At 32.5% G+C, this 19,186-nt stretch carries 15 protein-coding genes and 1 other RNA gene; 8 read left to right on the forward strand and 8 right to left on the reverse strand.

Annotated elements, in window-relative coordinates; translation table 11 throughout:
* Positions 1-10: 10 nt before the first annotated feature.
* Both H4V97_RS01455 and H4V97_RS01460 read right to left on the reverse strand, forming a co-directional pair.
* Positions 11-514 carry a hypothetical protein gene (locus H4V97_RS01455; RefSeq protein ID WP_196849534.1) on the reverse strand — a complete coding sequence of 168 codons (504 nt, stop codon included), beginning with the start codon at positions 512-514 and terminating at the stop codon, positions 11-13.
* Positions 515-645: 131 nt separating this feature from the next.
* On the reverse strand, positions 646-1,470 hold the full coding sequence (locus tag H4V97_RS01460; protein WP_196849533.1) for a UDP-2,3-diacylglucosamine diphosphatase: 825 nt from the start codon (positions 1,468-1,470) through the stop codon (positions 646-648).
* A gap of 194 nt (positions 1,471-1,664) precedes the next feature.
* Here H4V97_RS01460 and aroC point away from each other — a divergent pair, with 194 nt between their 5' ends.
* From aroC to H4V97_RS01475, 3 genes are all read left to right on the forward strand, one after another.
* Positions 1,665-2,729, forward strand: a complete 1,065-nt coding sequence (aroC, locus tag H4V97_RS01465; RefSeq protein ID WP_196849532.1) for a chorismate synthase — start codon at positions 1,665-1,667, stop codon at positions 2,727-2,729.
* A 44-nt stretch (positions 2,730-2,773) separates the two neighbouring features.
* A complete protein-coding gene (locus H4V97_RS01470; protein ID WP_196849531.1) occupies positions 2,774-4,060 on the forward strand; it encodes a dicarboxylate/amino acid:cation symporter in 1,287 nt (428 codons plus the stop codon).
* A 234-nt stretch (positions 4,061-4,294) separates the two neighbouring features.
* Entirely contained in the window at positions 4,295-6,487 is a 2,193-nt protein-coding gene (locus H4V97_RS01475; protein ID WP_196849530.1) for a response regulator, read from the forward strand.
* A gap of 145 nt (positions 6,488-6,632) precedes the next feature.
* Here the strand turns inward: H4V97_RS01475 and H4V97_RS01480 are convergent, their stop codons facing one another.
* The 3 genes from H4V97_RS01480 to H4V97_RS01490 all read right to left on the reverse strand — a co-directional run bounded on the left by H4V97_RS01480 (position 6,633) and on the right by H4V97_RS01490 (position 9,696).
* Positions 6,633-7,097 (reverse strand): Hsp20/alpha crystallin family protein, encoded by a 465-nt coding sequence (locus H4V97_RS01480; RefSeq protein ID WP_209548728.1) that lies wholly within the window; start codon positions 7,095-7,097, stop codon positions 6,633-6,635.
* Between the two features lie 173 nt (positions 7,098-7,270).
* Positions 7,271-8,524 (reverse strand): DEAD/DEAH box helicase, encoded by a 1,254-nt coding sequence (locus H4V97_RS01485; RefSeq protein ID WP_196849528.1) that lies wholly within the window; start codon positions 8,522-8,524, stop codon positions 7,271-7,273.
* A gap of 110 nt (positions 8,525-8,634) precedes the next feature.
* The gene (locus H4V97_RS01490) at positions 8,635-9,696 is read right to left on the reverse strand and encodes a formimidoylglutamase (RefSeq protein WP_196849527.1); all 1,062 of its coding nucleotides are present in this window, start codon (positions 9,694-9,696) and stop codon (positions 8,635-8,637) included.
* Positions 9,697-9,787: 91 nt separating this feature from the next.
* On the opposite strand from H4V97_RS01490, the gene H4V97_RS01495 reads away from it, so the two are divergent.
* Positions 9,788-10,672, forward strand: a complete 885-nt coding sequence (locus tag H4V97_RS01495) for a hypothetical protein (protein WP_196849526.1) — start codon at positions 9,788-9,790, stop codon at positions 10,670-10,672.
* 56 nt (positions 10,673-10,728) lie between these two features.
* On the opposite strand, the gene hutI is transcribed toward H4V97_RS01495, so the two are convergent.
* Positions 10,729-11,967: an imidazolonepropionase gene (gene hutI, locus H4V97_RS01500; RefSeq protein ID WP_209548729.1), complete on the reverse strand. Its 1,239-nt coding sequence runs from the start codon at positions 11,965-11,967 to the stop codon at positions 10,729-10,731.
* A gap of 11 nt (positions 11,968-11,978) precedes the next feature.
* Positions 11,979-13,028 carry a glutaminyl-peptide cyclotransferase gene (locus H4V97_RS01505; RefSeq protein WP_209548730.1) on the reverse strand — a complete coding sequence of 350 codons (1,050 nt, stop codon included), beginning with the start codon at positions 13,026-13,028 and terminating at the stop codon, positions 11,979-11,981.
* 88 nt (positions 13,029-13,116) lie between these two features.
* Here H4V97_RS01505 and ffs point away from each other — a divergent pair.
* From ffs to fsa, 3 genes are all read left to right on the forward strand, one after another.
* Positions 13,117-13,214, forward strand: an RNA gene (gene ffs, locus H4V97_RS01510) — signal recognition particle sRNA small type.
* A 163-nt stretch (positions 13,215-13,377) separates the two neighbouring features.
* Positions 13,378-14,181, forward strand: a complete 804-nt coding sequence (locus H4V97_RS01515; protein ID WP_209548731.1) for an SDR family oxidoreductase — start codon at positions 13,378-13,380, stop codon at positions 14,179-14,181.
* Between the two features lie 144 nt (positions 14,182-14,325).
* Positions 14,326-14,982 carry a fructose-6-phosphate aldolase gene (fsa, locus tag H4V97_RS01520; RefSeq protein ID WP_196849522.1) on the forward strand — a complete coding sequence of 219 codons (657 nt, stop codon included), beginning with the start codon at positions 14,326-14,328 and terminating at the stop codon, positions 14,980-14,982.
* A gap of 161 nt (positions 14,983-15,143) precedes the next feature.
* On the opposite strand, the gene H4V97_RS01525 is transcribed toward fsa, so the two are convergent.
* Positions 15,144-16,805 carry an MFS transporter gene (locus H4V97_RS01525; protein ID WP_209548732.1) on the reverse strand — a complete coding sequence of 554 codons (1,662 nt, stop codon included), beginning with the start codon at positions 16,803-16,805 and terminating at the stop codon, positions 15,144-15,146.
* A 416-nt stretch (positions 16,806-17,221) separates the two neighbouring features.
* Here H4V97_RS01525 and nagB point away from each other — a divergent pair, with 416 nt between their 5' ends.
* Positions 17,222-19,156 carry a glucosamine-6-phosphate deaminase gene (gene nagB / locus H4V97_RS01530; protein WP_245345173.1) on the forward strand — a complete coding sequence of 645 codons (1,935 nt, stop codon included), beginning with the start codon at positions 17,222-17,224 and terminating at the stop codon, positions 19,154-19,156.
* The last annotated feature ends 30 nt before the right edge of the window (positions 19,157-19,186 follow it).

Here is a 19,186-nt window from a genome sequence, read left to right on the forward strand (position 1 = left end):
ATTCTAAATATTAGAATTGGTATCTTAAACCCAAAGCTACATCAGAACCGTAATTGTTTTTATAGTAACCATTACCACCAAATTCAGGTCTGAAATCCAAAGAAATCAATAATGGAATGTCAAAATTATATTCAATACCTATATCTCCAGCTGCAAATGCGAAAGTATCGTTGTAATGAGTATTGTTATTGTCATAACTATAGCTACCTAAACCTCCACCAACACCTGCGTACCAGTTGAAACCTCCATCAATGTTCCAAACCCATTGGTATAAAGCTGCTAATTTGATAGCATTGTCATCATATCCGTTGTTGTTGTAGTCATTTCTGTTTCTCCAACCTAAATCTAATTCAAGTCTATTGTTTTTAGACAATCCTCTTTGGTAAGAAAGCTCGCCACCAAAACCATTATTTCCACCTAAACGTAGACCTAATGCATTTTTAGAAATGTCTTGAGCTTGAGCAGTAAATGCTAATCCAATTAGCATAATCGCTGATAAAATAATTTTTTTCATAAGTAAATTTTTGTCCTACAAAGGTATTGTTAAAGCAAACAATATTACTTGTAAAATTTTAATTAAATTTTATAAAATTCACACCTTTTGAAATCTTTAAGTTTTTAATAACGCGATACAATTTAAAATTTTTATCTAGATGAAATTATTGATGCAATCAATTGGTTGCTCAAAACATCCTCCATTTCAAAAAGGTTCTCTTCTACAGGATAGTTGGCTTCAGAGTAGCGATATAACTTCCATCTTTTTTTGTTGTATTCTAACGCTGTCAAATTTTCTACCCAATCCCCTGAATTTAAATATAAGGTAGATCCATTTTTATTTTCTTTTTGAATCATTTTGGGTTCATGAATATGACCGCAAATAACATAATCATATTTTTTTTCAATAGCCAAATCAGTTGCTGTTTTTTCGAAATCAGAAATATGTTTGACTGCTTTTTTTACACTTGCCTTTATTTTTTTAGAAAAAGAATAGGGTTCTTTTCCTAATTTCAGCAAGAACCAATTGACAAAGCGGTTCAAAAGTATTAGGTAATCATATCCCAATCCACCTAATTTCGCAATCCATTTAGAGTGTTGTACCGAAGTGTCAAAAACATCGCCATGAAAAATCCAAGCTTTTTTATCATCTAAATCTAATATTAATTTATCTGCCAAGGTGAAATTTCCCATATTCATATCACTAAATTTTCGCAGCATTTCATCATGGTTTCCTGTAATGTAATAGACCTTTGTTCCTTTGGAGGCAATACTAATAATTTTTTGGATAATTTTCAAATGTGTTTTCGGGAAATAAGATTTTCTGAATTGCCAGATGTCTATAATGTCACCGTTTAGCACTAAAATTTTAGGTTTTATGGAAGATAAATAATTATATAGTTCCTTAGCATGACTTCCATAAGTTCCAAGATGTACATCTGAAATTACAACCAGTTCAACTTTTCTTTTTTTCAATTTTCTCTATTTTGAAGTTTAACAAATTAATTGCATTTGTATTAATTGAAATGAAAGTAAAGGTTAAGAAATCTAGCACAAGATTAATTTACAGTCAATAATCCTTAAATGTTTCATAAAACTTTATCCCGAAATCGCAGGATAAAGTTTTGAACTCTAAACTAAAATCATACATTTGTTCAAAACTTATTATAATGGCGGGAAATAGCTACGGTACACTATTCAGATTAACCACTTTTGGAGAATCGCATGGAGAAGCTTTAGGCGGAATTATAGATGGTTGCCCTTCTGGAATCACATTAGATCTTGATGCAATTCAATTCGAAATGTCGAGAAGGAAACCAGGTCAATCGGCAATTGTGACTCAAAGAAAAGAACCGGACGATGTACAGTTTCTATCCGGAATTTTTGAAGGGAAAACAACTGGAACTCCCATTGGTTTTATTATACCAAACACCAATCAAAAATCCGATGATTACTCTCATATAAAAGATAATTATAGACCAAGTCATGCCGATTATGTCTACGAAAAAAAATATGGCGTTCGCGATTATCGTGGTGGTGGTCGAAGTTCTGCCCGTGAAACTGCCAGTAGAGTAGTAGCAGGAGCAGTTGCAAAACAAATGTTATCTGAAATAAAAATCAATGCTTACGTTTCTTCTGTTGGACCGCTATTTTTAGAAAAACCGTACCAGGAATTAGATTTTTCGAAAACGGAGAATAATCCTGTTCGTTGTCCGGATGAAGTAATGGCAAGTGCAATGGAAGATTATATTCGCGACATCAGAAAACAAGGCGATACGGTAGGTGGAACTGTAACCTGTGTAATTCAAAATGTGCCTATTGGTTTAGGGGAACCTGTTTTTGATAAACTTCATGCTGAATTAGGTAAAGCCATGCTTTCTATAAATGCAGTGAAAGGATTTGAGTTTGGAAGTGGTTTTTGTGGGGCAAAAATGAAAGGTAGCGAGCACAACGATTTATACAATCCTGACGGAACTACAAAAACTAATCTCTCTGGGGGAATTCAAGGTGGAATTAGCAACGGAATGGATATATATTTCCGAGTTGCATTTAAACCTGTTGCGACCATTATGCAAAAACAAGAAACGTTAGATAATCAAGGAAACATAACTGAAATGACAGGAAAAGGACGACATGATCCTTGTGTTGTTCCTCGTGCAGTTCCTATTGTTGAAGCAATGGCTGCAATAGTCCTTGCTGATTTTTATTTAATTAATAAAACGTATTTCAAATAATCAATTTCATAATAACCAATTTTAGATAACAGATAACCAATTAAATGAATACAACCGAAACCAAGAAAGCATCAATTTTTTCAAACCTAACGACTCAAATACTTATTGCAATGGTATTTGGAGCTCTTTTAGGGATTATTATTCATAATTCTATTTCGCAAGAAGCGGCGCTATCCTTTAGCAGCAAAATCAAAATGCTAGCTACTGTTTTTATTAGATTAGTCCAAATGATAATTTCACCATTAGTATTTACAACGCTAGTTGTAGGAATTGCTAAATTAGGTGATATCAAAGCAGTAGGGCGAATAGGCGGGAAAGCCCTTGGTTGGTTTTTTACGGCCTCATTCATTTCCTTGTTATTAGGTATGTTTTTTGTAAATCTGCTTGAACCAGGAGTTGGACTTAATTTACCAAATGTTGATTTAGCTTCTGCTTCAGAAGTGACCGCAAAAACACAAAGTATTTCCTTTGAAAACTTCATTGAGCATATTGTGCCTAAAAGTATCTTTGAAGCGATGGCGACTAATGAGATTTTACAAATTGTCATATTCTCTATTTTCTTTGGTTTGGCAGCGGCGTCTTTGGGAAGTTATGTAAAACCAGTTATCAACGCATTAGATAAAACATCTCATATCGTTTTAAAAATGGTAAACTACGTAATGAAGTTTGCTCCAATTGGTGTTTTCGGTGCTATTGCAGGTGTCTTTGCAGTAAGAGATTTCCAAGAATTAGCCATAACTTATTTTAAATTCTTTGGTTCTTTCTTAATTGGAATTTCATCAATTTGGGTTGTATTAATATTAGTAGGATATATTTTTCTTAAAAGCAGAATGACTGTTTTGCTTAAAAGAATTGTAAGTCCATTAATTATTGCATTTGGAACTACAAGTAGCGAAGCAGTTTTTCCTAAGCTTACGGAAGAGCTAGAACGCTTTGGAGTCAAAGACAGAATCGTTTCTTTTATGCTTCCATTGGGCTATTCTTTTAATTTAGATGGGAGCATGATGTACATGACATTTGCCAGTATTTTTATTGCTCAAGCTTATGGAGTGCATTTAGATTTGGGAACTCAAATGACGATGCTTTTAGTTTTAATGCTAACCAGCAAAGGAATTGCAGGCGTACCTAGAGCTAGCTTAGTAGTTGTAGCTGCGACTTGCGGAATGTTTAAAATTCCAATTGAAGGAATTGCATTAATTTTACCAATAGACCATTTTTGTGATATGTTTAGAAGTGCAACGAATGTTTTAGGAAATGCATTAGCCACTTCAGTAGTTGGGAAATGGGAAGCGGAAGCTGAAGATGAAATGGTGACACCGGAAATTATCTAAAATATTCTTTTACCGTAATAGTGATCTAACCCATTTGTTTATCAAATGGGTTTTTTATGTTGTAGTTTTTTGTTTTTATATTAAAGTATATAGCATGTAAAAAGAAGGTTGAATTGCCAATTAGTTGCTGTGTTTTACTTTTTGAATGACCAAATATTAAAATTATGAATGTATTGATAGATTCTTCATTTTTTTTATGAATAAATTGTATATTTGACTCAATAATAGCTAAATATGTCCCAAATTAGATTTTTTTTGTTAATTGTAACATTAACTTTTTTTAATGTTAACTGTTATTCTTTACCTATAACAACACCGAATAATGAAATCTTAAAATTAACAAAACAAGCATCTACTTATTTGCGTAATTCTAATTTTGAAAAATCATTAGTAACAGCCAGACTTGCATTGCATGAGGCAATTAAAGTCAAGGATAACAATCTAATTGCATGCTGTTATAAAACTATCGGTTCAAATTTTGAGGAATTAGCTGAATTTGATAAGGCTATTTTTTTTTATAAAAAGGGACTTTCTTATGTCAACAAAACCGACAATGACACCATTAAATATGGAATAAATAATAATTTAGGCAATATATATTGTTTCGAAAAAAAACAGTTTCAAACAGGAATTAGCTATTACAAAACTTCATTAGCGAATTGCGCAAAAATAGCGGATACTAGCAAGATTGTTTTAACAAAACTCAATATTGCTTGGGCTTTTTTTGATATCGGTTTTTATGAAGAGGGTTATCCTTATTTGAAATTTATCAATACTTATCATCAAAAATTTGGAAATCAATCGACCATTGTGGCTTTAAATATGCTCAATGGCATGTATTACGCATATAAAGAAGACAATAAAAAAGCGACTACTTCTTTTTTAGAAGGAATCAAATTAGGAGAAGAAGGAAAAGAAAAATTAGATTTGTCTTACACTCATCAAGAATATTCTAAGTATTTGTTTAAAAAAGGAAACTATAAAAAAGCATATGAAAACTTGGTTCTTTATGATAAAATAACAGTTGATCTTTTCAATAAAGAAAGAATTGAAAAGGCAAATAGGGCTGGAATTAACCTCCAGTTAGATGAATATAAAAGAGAAATTGAAAAAATTGAAAATGAAAAAGACTTACAAACGCAAAGTTTAAGAAAGTCAAAAATTATTATGCTATTGTTTATTGTTGTACTAACGATATTATTAATGTTTCTTTTTACATTATATAAAAACAATATTTTCAAGAAAAATATAAACACCGAGCTTTCTTCTACGAACGAAAAATTAATTTTCGCAAAAGAAAAAGCAGAAGAAGCATCAATTTTAAAATCACAATTTGTGTCAACCATTAGTCACGAATTGAGAACTCCTTTATATGGCGTTATAGGAATTACAAATATGCTTTTAGATGAGCACAAGGAATTGGCTAACAGCCCACATTTAAGTTCTCTTAAGTTTTCAGCTCGGTATTTGCTGTCATTAGTCAATGATGTTTTGCAAATTAATAAAATTGAGGAGAACAGAATTATCCTTGAAAATTTGACTTTCAATATTTCTGACGAAATAAATATGATTAAAAATTCACTTACGTTTCTGGCTAAAAATAATAATAATAGTATTGATGTAAATATTGACCCTGCAATTCCAGAAAATTTAATCGGTGATAAACTGAGACTTTCTCAAATAATAATAAATCTTGTTGGTAATGCTTTGAAATTTACTAAAAATGGCGAAGTATTTATTGAAGTGAATTTATTAAAAGTAACTAATAAATTTCATTTTATTGAATTCAAGATAAAGGATAATGGAGTAGGTATTGCAATTGAAGATCAGGGAAAGATATTTGAAAAATTTGTCCAAGTAGGAAGGAAAGAGGATGATTATCAAGGAACTGGCTTAGGTCTATCTATTGTAAAAAGGTTGTTGAAATTGTTTGGAAGCGATATTTCTTTAGAAAGTGCTTTAGGAAAAGGAACCGAATTTAAATTTACAATAGCATTTGAATCTGACCCTAATAAAACAAAAGAGATAATAAATAGTATCCAAGTTGATTTATCGTTAAATAAACTTTTGAAGGTTCTGGTTGTTGAAGATAATAAGATTAACCAAATTGTAACCGAAAAAATTCTCAAAAAAAATAATTACTCCTGCTCCATAGTCGATGATGGATTTCAGGCTATAAAAGTACTGGAAGAAGAAAATTTTGATATTATATTTATGGATATTAATATGCCTTTAATGAATGGGTTTGAAACTTCAAAAAGGATTCGAAGTGCAGGAATAAAAACACCCATTGTAGCTTTGACAGCTTTTGATAAAGAAGAAATTGCTGAAGAAGCTATTTCTGCAGGAATAAACGATATTATAGTAAAACCATTTGACTCCAATACATTATTCAAGTGCATCACTAATCTTGGTGCTAAAACTTGAAATGAAAAGCTTTTAAATATCATTATTAATTGAAATTTTCAGTGTAAATTTTTATAAAATATAAAAATCGCTAAATCAAAGGGAAAGTTTAATATCGCCAATGATTTAACGATTTTGATTTATTCAAATCAAATAAATCATTAATTTATTTGATTGCAATTGTTTTATGCGTTTTTTTCATGGAGCCGTTTATTTTGGCTATCTCAACATGTAGAATTCCATCTTTATAAGTCGCTTCAATTTTATTTTCATCTAAATATTCAGGCAAATAGAAAGATCTGTAGAAAGATTGATAGTTAAATTCTTTACGTACATAATTACCTTTTTTTCTGGTTTCTTCTTCTTCTTCTTCTTCTTCTTCTTCTTTCTCAGAAGAAATCATAAGCATATTGTTGTCAATTTCGATTTTGAAATCTTCCTTTTTCAATCCGGGAGCAGCCAATTCAACTTCTAATTTATTATCTGTTTCTTTTAAGTTTACCGAAGGTAAATTACTTCCGATAGCCGAAAAATTTTTGTTTGTCCAATCAAAAATATCTCTTGTGAGAATATCATCAAAAAGAGGATCCACTGATGCGACAAAATTGTTTCTTTTTACTAAATTTCCCATAATAGTACGTTTTAAATTGTTTAATTAAGTTATATAAATTTAACTAAAATCTATAGCGCAATTTATAATTTAACAGTTAAAACGTTTAAAAACAGTTTGTTATCGATGAATTACTTATTTGAATAAAAACGATAAAAAAGATTTAGTACAATTGAATTTCTAAGTGGAACCAATTAATACCAACGTTTTTTATTTTGTTTTGAAATATCGGATTTTCTTGATTTATGAGCTCCGCCACTGCGATTAGAATTGTTTTGTTTTGCAGCAGGAGCTGTTTCCGGACTTCCTGAATGCCAGCCATACGGATGATCGTTTACAATTTTTACATCTACTTTTATTAATTTTTGGATATCTTTCCAGTACTGATGCTCGTCCTTACTGCAAAAAGAAATTGCAATACCTTCATTTCCGGCACGACCAGTTCTACCAATTCGATGCACGTAAGTTTCAGGAATATTAGGCAAATCAAAATTAATTACAAATGGTAATTGGTCAATATCAATTCCTCTAGCTGCAATATCGGTAGCCACTAAAACATTGATTTCTTTATTTTTGAAACCATCTAAAACGCGTTGTCTTGCGTTTTGAGACTTATCTCCATGAATCGCTTCGGCTGCAATGTCATGTTTATGTAATGCTTTTACAACATTGTCTGCTCCATGTTTGGTTCTTGAAAAAACCAAAACATTCGATAAGTTTTCATTTTTTATTAAATGATAAAGTAAATTTCTTTTTTCTGTTTTTTCAACAAAATAAACGCGTTGTTCCACATTTTCGGCAGTTGACGAAACAGGAGATACGGTTACGGTTGCAGGATCTTTTAAAAACATTTCGGCCAATTCTCTTATGGCCATTGGCATTGTTGCTGAGAATAAAAGTGTTTGTCTATTATTTGGTGTCAATTTCACAATTTTTTTGACATCATTTACAAATCCCATATCAAGCATTTGATCTGCTTCATCGAGAACTAAAGTGTGTAAGTGATCTAAATCTATAAAACCTTGTTTTACTAAATCTAGCAAACGTCCCGGAGTTGCAATCAAGATATCAATTCCTTTTTTTAACATCTCCACTTGTGGCATTTGAGAAACTCCTCCAAAAATGGTGAGTTGGACTAAGTTGGTATATTTTCCATATTGGTCAAAATTTTGTCCAATTTGAACTGCTAATTCTCTTGTTGGTGTAATAATTAGGGCGCGTATTGGGCTTGCTTTTTTAGACGAACCCACTATTCTGTGCAATTGATGAATGATAGGAATAGCAAAAGCTGCAGTTTTTCCAGTACCGGTTTGTGCGCAACCGATCATATCTCTTCCCGATAAAACGATTGGAATAGCTTGTTCTTGTATGGGAGTTGCTTCTAAATAGCCTTGTTCAAATACGGCTTTTTGTATACTTTTTGAAAGTGATAAATCTTCGAATAACATATTTTAGGTATTAAATATCTTGTATTAAGTACATAGATAGTGCTGCAAAGATAGTATTAATATTCTTGGTGCCTATTTTTATGCTATTTTGGATAGGAATTTTGGGAGCGTTATAGTATGGTTCTTGTCAAAGCAAGATTATTATTAGTATTAGATTTAATAAAATCGGTAACAAGATAACCTATAAGCTTTCCAATTAGATGATTGTTTTTGTCTTCTCCTAAATCTGGGGCACCTTCGCAAATATGCAAATAGGTTGCGTTTTTATTTTTTGCGAAAAACGAAACAAATTGACGAAGTTGTTCCACTGAGAAACCACTCAAAGTCATTGCGCTGCAAGCAATATTAGGAATAGCATCCAGATCAATTTCGATTCCATAAAAATCATCATTTACAAATTCCAAAGCTAGTCCCATCTCCATATTGAACTCTTTTTCTTTTCTAATATTAATACTGTCGTACGTATTGTAGCGCACGCGATCTTCAATTTTTTTAATGATATCCAAAACGCTTTTAGAAGTATAGTTTTCGTGTAAACCAAAAATGAAATATTTTTTAAGAAAACCTTCTTCATAGGCATAAGAAAAACCATTGCCGCTGTGTCTTCCTTCTAAAATTCTAAAATCAGAATGAGCATCAAAATTGATTGCATTTACAGGTTTACCCTTGGCTAAAGCCGAACCTTTAATATTTCCGTAAGAATTATTATGACCTCCACCAATAATTATAGGAGTTTTTCCTGATTTCACGATATTGAAAATAATATGAGACACATCTTTATCTATTTTTTCAACTAACTGACTTAATTTTGCTCTGTCGTCAATGTCATTAAAATCTAAATGTTCCACATCTTTCATTTCTTCACTAACATCTAATTGTCCTAAAACAATGAGTTGGCTTCCTTTGCAAAAACGGTTGTGTTGAATATTTGCAATACTTTTTATAGCACTATCCCAAGCAGATGCTGCTCCTGGTCTCCCAAAATTAGCTCTTATGCCAATATCTTCGGGTATTCCAAATAATACATATTTAGCCTCAGAAGTTTTAAGAAACTCTACTGTATCAGTCTCTTTTGGCACTATTATCATTTTCTCACCAAATTTTATTTCACCACTTCTATGGTTAGTAATTTTAGCAAGATCATTGATTGTAAAAGGGATAATCTTTTCCATTATTAAAAAAAAATATTGTTAAAAATAATATAATTGTGTAAATTTACGTTATCAAGTCATTATATTTCAATTTAATTATAAAAAATAAAAAATGGAAAATCAAAAAAGCAGTTCAGGTTTAAAAGCGGTGGTTGCAGTTTTAGCAGTTTTATTAGTGGGAAGTTTAGTATATATATTTAAAATGACATCCGATACCGAAGTTGTAAAAACAGAATTAAAGTCAACTTTAACTGAAAAGGAGACAGTAATGAAAAATTTGCAAGATTTGAAAACTACTTATGACGCTGCGATATCCGAAAATACTTCTATGTCTGATGAATTAACTCAAGAAAGAGATAAAGTAGTAAACTTAATGAATGATCTTAGTAAATCAAAAGGAGATGTAGCTTCTTTGTCAAAATACAGAACTCAAGCTATTGCATTACAATCTAATATGAAAGTATTAATGGCTGAAAATGCAGGTTTGAAAAAACAGAATACAACTTTAACGACACAACGTGATAGTACAGTTGTTGTTCTTGGAGAAGCTAAAAAATCTAATGAAACCTTAGCAGGACAAAATCAAGAGCTTTCAAAAGTAGTAGAAAAAGCTGCCAAATTAACTGTTTTGAATACGAGAGGTTCAGCCTTTAAATTAAAAAGTTCTGGAAAAGAGGTAGCTACAGATAAAGCCAGTAGAGCAGATGTTCTTAAAATTAGTTTTACCATTGCTGAAAATCAAGTAGCACAATCAGGAGCTAAATCGTATTATGTTCAAGTAATTGACAGTAAAAACAATGTTTTGGGAGATAAGAAAACAGAAACTTTTGGTGATAACACTTTGACTTATAGTTTTGTATCTAATGTTAATTATGAAAATAAAACAGTTGATGTTACAGAAAATTTGCGAGGTAAAGATTTTCCAAAAGGAACTTATTTTGTAAATATATTTGATAAAGATCAATTGGTTTCTAAAACCAGTTTTAATTTAAAATAATTTCTAAAGTAATTAATTGCGTAAAAAAAAGAGGAACTTTTAAAGTTCCTCTTTTTTTATGTAAAAATTTCACCTTCTATGATTACAGTATCGATTAGATTACTTCCAAAAGCATACGGCAATTGATAATAAGAGGGTATAGGTTTAGTGATGATTAGATTTGCTTTTTTTCCCACTGTTATGCTTCCATGTGTTTGTGAAATTCCCATCGCATAAGCGCCATTTATTGTGGCAGCATTTATGGCTTCTTCGGGAGTCATTTTCATTTTTATGCAAGCAGTTGCCACAACAAAATTCATATTTCCCGACGGCGTAGATCCCGGGTTATAATCGGTTGCGATGGCCAATGGAAGTCCTGCAGCAATCATTTCTCGTGCAGGCGTGTAAGGAATGCTTAGGAAGTACGAACACGATGGCAGGGCCACTGGCATTGTTTCCGTATTTTTTAAGATTTCTATATCTTCCTTTTTCATAATTTCTAAATGATCTACAGAAAGCGCCTTGTATTTTACTCCTGCCAGAATTCCTCCAATTGAATTGAACTGATTGACATGAATTTTTGGTTTTAAACCAAATCTAATTCCAGCTTCCATGATTTGTTCTGTTTCATCGACGGTGAAGTAACCGGTTTCACAGAATGCATCAATGTAATCAGCCAGTTTGTTTTTGGCAATTTCAGGAAGCATTTCATTAATGATTAAATCAATGTAGCCTTTATGATTTTCTTTAAATTCTAATGGGAAAGCATGAGCGCCCAGAAATGTAGCTCTGATGGTTATGGGATAATTTTGAGATAATTTTTGAATCACCCGAAGCATTTTTAATTCTCCTTCGATTGTTAATCCGTATCCTGATTTTATTTCTACTGCTCCAGTTCCTAGACGTATGACTTCCTCTAATCGCGCTTTTGATTGATTGTAAATCTCGTCTTCGGTAGTTTCGTTCAATTTTTTAGCTGAATTTAATATACCACCGCCGCGATTGGCAATTTCCTCGTAAGTCAATCCATTTATTCGATCTACAAATTCCTGTTCCCGATTACCTGCATACACAATATGAGTGTGGCTGTCACACCAGGAAGGTAAAACCATTTTTCCGTCTGCGTCAATGCATTTTTCTGGATTGACATTAGGTAAATCTTTCATTGAACCAAAATCAGAAATAAGACCATTTTGAATTACTAAATAGGCATTTTTAATTGTTGGAAGAATTGCCATTTCAGCACCGGATATTTTTAAAATTGAAGAATCTCTAACCTGAAGTAATTCCTTGATATTGATGATTAAGGTTGTCATTTTTTATAAAATTATTCCGAAACGGTGATTTCAAACATTTTATTCCAGTTTTTACCAGTAATAAAAATGGTTTTGGTTTTTGGGTTATAAGCAATTCCGTTTAAATAATCTTCAGGAGTTACATTGACTAATTTTCTCAAGCCTGACATGTCAAGAATTCCTTCGACTGCACCATTGTTAGGATTCACAACTGCAATCGCATCTTTTTGCCAAACATTAGTGTAAATCTTACCGTTAATCCATTCTAATTCATTCACGGCTTTTACTTTAGAATCTCCGGAGTACACATTGATGTAGTCAATCATTTTTTGAGTATTCGGATCCATTTTCCAAATTTTCTCAGTTTTATCAGTTTGATAAATGTATTTACCATCATTTGTCATTCCCCAACCTTCAATATCTTTATCGTAAGCAAATGTTTTTTCTAGTTTTAATGTTTTTGCATCATAGATGAAACCTGTTTTTTCTTGCCACGTTAGTTGATACATTTTGTCGTTTATAAAAGTGATTCCTTCCCCAAAATATTTAGAATCGAGATTAACTTGTTTATATACTTTACCCGTTTTATAATTGTATTTTCTGAAAAATGATTTCCCGTTTAATCCTGTGCTTTCGTATAAAGTGTCTTTGTAAAATTCTAATCCTTCGGTAAAGCTGGCTATATCGTGCGGATGTGTATTTACAATTTTGTACTTCAATAATTTAGGCTGAACATTTGAAACTAATTCGATTCTAGCTGTTGCTTCAGAATTTTCTCCACCAAAATAAACTAAGGCTTTTATGTTTTGGTACCCTAATTTTTGGTCTTTTAATTCAAAAGTCAATTTTTCAAGGCCTTTTTTTGATGTGATTTTTTTATCATTTACATAGTAAATAATACTGTCTACGGCCTTCTCATTTGGGTTTAAAATCCCCAACTTCAACGACTCTTGAGGCTGATATTGTGCCTTGAAAGTACTATTATCGATGGTAAATATAGAATTTTCTCCTTTTTTTGTATCGCTGCAACTTGCTAGCGTAATTCCTAATAAAATGATAGATAGGAAGTTATAATTTTTCATAGTTTAAAATTTTAATAAGACAATATACAACGTTATTTTATAGGTGCAAAGGTATTGCAAAAATATAAAAAGTATTGTATATTTGCACCGGCAAGTCCTACACGATCTGCTCCTGCAGACTCCCCCAGGATGGGAACATAGCAAGGGTAAGCGGTTGAGCGATGCGATGTAGGTCGCTTGCCATTTTTTTAATCTTCCACTTCGGGAGATTTTTTTTTGAATTATTTCGTACAAAAGTAGTCTTCCTTCGGGAGGATTTTTTATTTTTGGACCATTCGAAAAAAGAGTTGAGTATTTAATGCTACTCATTTTTAAAGGGTATAAAACTTTTAACCTCAAACAAAAATCAATGAGTAAAGTAGTTCTAATTACAGGAGGTTCATCGGGAATAGGGAAATCCATTGGTGAATTTTTGCATCACATAGGCTTTGTTGTTTATGGTACTAGCCGAAATCCGGAACGGGTATTAAATTCGGTTTTTCCTTTAGTAGCTTTAGATGTTCGTGATACAGATTCAATTCATGCGGCTGTAGCTAAAATAATTTCGATTTCAGGAAAACTGGATATTGTTATTAACAATGCAGGAGTTGGAATTACCGGAGCATTGGAAGAAATTCCAATGCACGAAATCAAAAATAATTTTGAGACCAATTTCTTTGGACCAATTGAAGTGATGAAAGCAGTGTTGCCACAAATGCGTGCGCAAAAATCAGGATTAATTATTAATGTTACTTCTATTGCCGGATATATGGGTTTACCGTATCGAAGTATTTATTCGGCTTCAAAAGGAGCTCTTGAAATAATTACAGAAGCTTTGCGAATGGAAGTAAAGTCATTTGGGATCCAAATTACTAATGTTGCACCGGGAGATTTTGCCACCAATATTGCTTCGGGACGTTTTCACGCTCCTTTAATTAAAGGTTCTGCTTATGAAATTCCTTATGGCAATACCCTAAAAATGATGGATGAACATGTAGATAGTGGCAGTAATCCAAATGAAATGGCCGAAGCGGTGTATAAGATTATTCAAACTACCGAACCAGACATTCATTATAAAGTAGGGGCGTTTATGCAAAAGTTCTCGATTGTCTTGAAAAGAATCTTGCCTGACAAAGTGTACGAAAAAATGCTAATGAATCATTATAAGTTGTAATTTTGCACCGAATTTGCGTGAAGGATCGAAGTGGAAATCCTTTTACATTTTTCTTTAAAAAGTAAAAGATTGTAGCGAAGAGCCTGACCGGCTTTTTCAGCAGGTCACGCCCAAATTATAAAACACACAATTAAATTATATATTATGAAATTTTTTATTGACACGGCTAATTTAGCTCAAATTAAGGAAGCACAGGCATTAGGCGTTTTGGATGGAGTGACTACAAATCCAACATTGATGGCAAAAGAAGGAATTACTGGTAAAAACAGTATTTTGAAGCATTATGTAGATATTTGTAATCTTGTTGATGGTGATGTAAGTGCTGAAGTGAATGCTTTGGATTACGACGGAATGATTAAAGAGGGAGAAGAATTAGCTGATTTGCACGATCAAATCGTGGTAAAATTGCCTATGACTAAAGAAGGTGTTATGGCTGCTAAATATTTCTCGGATAAAGGAATAAAAACAAATGTGACTTTAGTATTCTCGGCTGGACAGGCTTTATTGGCTGCAAAAGCGGGAGCTACTTATGTTTCTCCGTTTATTGGTCGTTTGGATGATGTTTCTACTGATGGATTAGCTTTGATTGAAGAAATCAGATTGATTTATGATAACTACGGGTATGAAACTCAAATTCTTGCGGCTTCAGTTCGTCACACGATGCACATTGTAAATTGTGCTAAGATTGGTGCTGATGTTATGACTGGACCACTTTCTGCAATTTACGGTTTATTGAAACACCCATTGACAGATATTGGATTGGCTCAGTTTGTTGCTGATTTCGAAAAAGGTAATAAATAGATTTAAGATTGCAGATTGCTTCGCCAGTTCGCCTTTCAGGCTCGGGCAACGATTTCTGATTTGAGATTTCGGTATAAACAAAAACTCCCATTCACCTAGGCGAATGGGAGTTTTTTTGTTGGTTTGGTTTTTTGGTTAGGTATTATAATTTAAATGATAGTTTAGTGAGCTCCACCAACTTCTACTTCATTTGCAATTCCTTGTTTTTCTAATATTGCAATCACTTTCCATCCGTAGAATGCTATAAAGGCAAAACATAAAACTGGAATAAAATAAGAATCGTGAATTCCAATGATATCAGATATTTTTCCTTGTAATGGTGGGATAATTCCACCACCCAAAATCATCATTACTAAAAATGCTGAACCTTGAGAAGTATATTTTCCTAAACCAGCGATTGCCAAAGAGAAAATTGACGGCCACATGATACTTAAAAACAATCCGCCACTCATAAAGGCATAAATAGCAGTTGTTCCAGTAGTGAACAAACCAATAAGCATTGCTGCCATTCCCATTAAACCGAAAATCATTAATGTTCTTGATGGATGATCTTTTCCTAAAAAGAAACCTGCAATTTGAAATAAGATTATGAATGCGTACCCGTATAATGGCGTTACATCTTGTCCAGAAATCGCATTAGCGGCTAAAACTACTCCAAAAGCTACGTAAGGGACCACGATAAGTAAAATTTTCTTTAGCTGTGATGATGGGTTGAAAACAGAAATTGCACCTGCCCAACGACCAATCATTAAACTTCCCCAGTACATTGACATATAAGGTGCTAATGCAGGACCCACAATTTTACCAAAAGCATCGGTTTCTAACAATGAACCAAGATTACTACCAATGGTTACTTCAACTCCTACATACGTAAACAGCGCTAACATTCCCAAAACTAATTGAGGATATTTCATTGCTCCCCATCCTTCAGGATTTTTTTGTGCCGTAGTATTAGCGAATAGTAACCCGATAACAACAATTAATAATGTTGCAACAGTTAATCCTAAACCCAAATAATCCTTTTCTTTATTATCTATAAAACGAGTAATAAACTCAGGATCTTCATAACGAGAGAATATGTAAGCAAATATTGCTACTAAAATTACTGTAATTGCTATTAGCGTTTTCATTGCTTTGCTGGCAGGTTCAAATGTAGAATCACTTTTCCCAGAAGGTAATTTTTTTGAAAAATAGAATAAAGCTGCAGCCATTAAAAATAAACCTCCTACAAATACATATAATACTCTCATGGAGTCTAAAGAATTTTCTTTTTGAGCAAATTCTTCAATGCTGACCCCAGAAATAACTCCGAATAACGCAAATGAAACAACTATTGGTCCTATTGTAGTTCCAAGTGAATTGATTCCACCAGCAAGATTCAGTCTATTTGATGCAGTATGTGGTTCTCCTAAAGAAGCTGCGAATGGCTGTGCAGAGGTTTGTTGCAAAGAAAAACCTAAGGCAACGATGAATAATGCACCTAAAATGAATAAGTAACTACCTTGAGATACGGCCAAAATCATTAAAATTGCTCCAAAAGTACTGATTAATAAACCGTTGATAATTCCTTTTTTGAAGCCCCAACCATTTAGAATATCTTTTTTGGCTAAACTGCTGAAAATAAATAATAATAAAGCTCCAATATAATAGGCTCCATAAAAAGCAAAATCGATAAGTTGACTTTGAAATTGGTCTAAACCAAATTTAGCCTTACAAAATGGAATGAAAACTCCGTTTGATGATCCAATAAATCCCCAAAAGAAAAATACGGTTATCAGTGTATAAAGCGCCGAATTATTCGACTTCGTTTGTTCTGTATTCATAATTATAAATAGTTTAGTTTTTAGTTAATTATTTCTTTAAAAAAAAAGATTACAAGAGCGTAAATATATTTGTTAAGTAAATTAAAAAAAAATAAAATAGAATAATTTTTGTGAGAATTATATAATATACATTAATTAGCAGCAAAACGGGATTTTTTTAGACTTTTTCTTATTTTAAGCGAATTATTTGTAAAGTAATTATTTAATAATTTCACTTTTTAGATGTTTAGAAAAACTCATTACTACTTGTAGAGCCTAAGTAAGTATATAGATTGTGTTCGCGTTAAAAAAATCTCTTTGCTAACGAAATATTGTCAGCCGCTTAATTTAGGTTTTGGAAACAGTCTTTACTTTTATTTAGTATACCATTTTAAAAAAAGCATATCTTTATAAATTGGTATTTAAAAAAATGAATCATGAGTGCTCTAGAAATTAAAGCAGACATTAGTTATAAAAGTGCAGGTAAATTTGAAGAAACAAGATTTGAAAAAATTCATAATGAAATTTTCAAAAACTCGACAGAAGCTTCGATAGTTGTTGCACAAGAAATTGCTGAATTAATAAAATCGAAACAAAAGAAAGATAAACCGTGCGTTTTAGGATTAGCAACTGGTTCGTCTCCCATAAAAGTGTATGAAGAATTAGTGCGTATGCATAAAGAGGAAGGGCTTAGTTTTCGAAATGTAATCACCTTCAATTTGGATGAATATTTTCCAATGACAAAAAAGAATAATCAGAGCTATCATTATTTTATGCATCAACATCTCTTTAATCATATTGACATTAAACTAGAAAACATCAATATTCCTGATGGAACCGTTTTGATTGATGAACTAAATAAATATTGTATTGATTATGAACTAAAAATAAAAAATGCTGGCGGGATTGATTTTCAATTATTGGGAATCGGGCGAACTGGTCACGTTGGATTTAATGAGCCAGGTTCTCATATTAATTCAGGTACCCGAATCATTACTTTGGATCATATTACAATAGTAGATGCTTCATCTGACTTTAATGGTATTGATAATGTTCCTAAAAGAGCAATTACTATGGGCGTTTCTACAATCTTGCAATCCAAAAGAATTGTTTTGATGGCTTGGGGCCAAAATAAGGCGGATATTATAAAAAGAACAATTCAGGGAGGTGTAAGCTCTGAGGTTCCGGCTACTTTTTTGCAAAATCAGACCAATGTCACGTTCGTTTTAGACCAATCAGCAGCATCAGAGTTAACGAGGTTTAAAACACCGTGGTTGGTTGGAGAATGCATTTGGACACAAGAATTAAAAAGCAAAGCCATTGTTTGGCTAAGCCAAAATACAAGTCAGTCGATATTGAAATTAACGGATAGAGATTACAATAATAATGGAATGTCTGATCTTTTGGCACAAGAAGGTTCTGCTTACGATTTGAATATTAACATGTTCAATGTGCTGCAACATACCATTACTGGATGGCCAGGTGGAAAACCCAATACAGATGATTCTAATAGACCGGAGAGAGCTAATCCGGCTAAAAAAAGAGTTATTCTTTTTAGTCCACATCCAGATGACGATGTGATTTCTATGGGCGGAACTTTTTCGAAATTAATAAAACAAGGACATGATGTTCACGTGGTGTATCAAACCTCAGGAAACATTGCCGTAACTGATGACGAGGCACTAAAATTTGCTGAAGTTTGTAACGATTTCGTCGGCGATGATAATAGTAAAATTAATTTCGTGGCGGTTATTGATTTCTTAAATAACAAATCAGAAAATGAAATTGATTCTGTTGAAGTCCGTAAATTGAAAGGATTGATAAGAAGATGGGAATCCTATGCTGCAACCAGATATATTGGTTTAAAAGAGGCGAATATTCATTTTCTGGATATGCCTTTTTATGAAACAGGACAAATTAAGAAAAACCCAATAAGTTCGGAGGACATAGCAATTGTTGCTGCAATTATAGAAAAAATAAAACCACAGCAGGTTTTTGCAGCGGGTGATTTAGCTGATCCACACGGAACTCATGAAGTATGTCTCAATGCCATATTCGCAGCGATGAAACAATTAAAATCGAAAGCGTACATGAAAGATTGTTGGTTATGGCTGTATCGAGGGGCTTGGCTGGAATGGGAAATTCACGAAATTGACATGGCTGTACCATTAAGTCCGGATGAAGTATTATTGAAAAGACATGCGATTTTGTATCATCAGTCTCAAAAAGACAGAGTGATGTTTCAAGGAAATGATTCGAGAGAATTTTGGGTAAGGGCAGAGGACCGAAACAAGCACACTGCTAAACTATATGATGATTTAGGATTAGCAGAATATGAGGCTATTGAGGCTTTTAAACGTTTTGAATATTAAAAAACAACATTTTAAAAAGATTAAAAAATA

This window comes from Flavobacterium sp. CG_23.5 (assembly GCF_017875765.1).
Taxonomy (GTDB): Bacteria; Bacteroidota; Bacteroidia; order Flavobacteriales; family Flavobacteriaceae; genus Flavobacterium.

Excerpts from the sequence above, each read along its gene's own strand:
- H4V97_RS01455 (WP_196849534.1), bottom strand. The coding sequence starts at position 514 with ATGAAAAAAATTATTTTATCAGCGATTATGCTAATTGGATTAGCATTT.
- aroC (WP_196849532.1), top strand. The coding sequence starts at position 1,665 with ATGGCGGGAAATAGCTACGGTACACTATTCAGATTAACCACTTTTGGA.
- H4V97_RS01470 (WP_196849531.1), top strand. The coding sequence starts at position 2,774 with ATGAATACAACCGAAACCAAGAAAGCATCAATTTTTTCAAACCTAACG.
- H4V97_RS01475 (WP_196849530.1), top strand. The coding sequence starts at position 4,295 with ATGTCCCAAATTAGATTTTTTTTGTTAATTGTAACATTAACTTTTTTT.
- H4V97_RS01480 (WP_209548728.1), bottom strand. The coding sequence starts at position 7,097 with ATGGGAAATTTAGTAAAAAGAAACAATTTTGTCGCATCAGTGGATCCT.
- H4V97_RS01485 (WP_196849528.1), bottom strand. The coding sequence starts at position 8,524 with ATGTTATTCGAAGATTTATCACTTTCAAAAAGTATACAAAAAGCCGTA.
- H4V97_RS01490 (WP_196849527.1), bottom strand. The coding sequence starts at position 9,696 with ATGGAAAAGATTATCCCTTTTACAATCAATGATCTTGCTAAAATTACT.
- H4V97_RS01495 (WP_196849526.1), top strand. The coding sequence starts at position 9,788 with ATGGAAAATCAAAAAAGCAGTTCAGGTTTAAAAGCGGTGGTTGCAGTT.
- hutI (WP_209548729.1), bottom strand. The coding sequence starts at position 11,967 with ATGACAACCTTAATCATCAATATCAAGGAATTACTTCAGGTTAGAGAT.
- H4V97_RS01505 (WP_209548730.1), bottom strand. The coding sequence starts at position 13,028 with ATGAAAAATTATAACTTCCTATCTATCATTTTATTAGGAATTACGCTA.
- H4V97_RS01515 (WP_209548731.1), top strand. The coding sequence starts at position 13,378 with ATGAGTAAAGTAGTTCTAATTACAGGAGGTTCATCGGGAATAGGGAAA.
- fsa (WP_196849522.1), top strand. The coding sequence starts at position 14,326 with ATGAAATTTTTTATTGACACGGCTAATTTAGCTCAAATTAAGGAAGCA.
- H4V97_RS01525 (WP_209548732.1), bottom strand. The coding sequence starts at position 16,805 with ATGAATACAGAACAAACGAAGTCGAATAATTCGGCGCTTTATACACTG.
- nagB (WP_245345173.1), top strand. The coding sequence starts at position 17,222 with ATGAGTGCTCTAGAAATTAAAGCAGACATTAGTTATAAAAGTGCAGGT.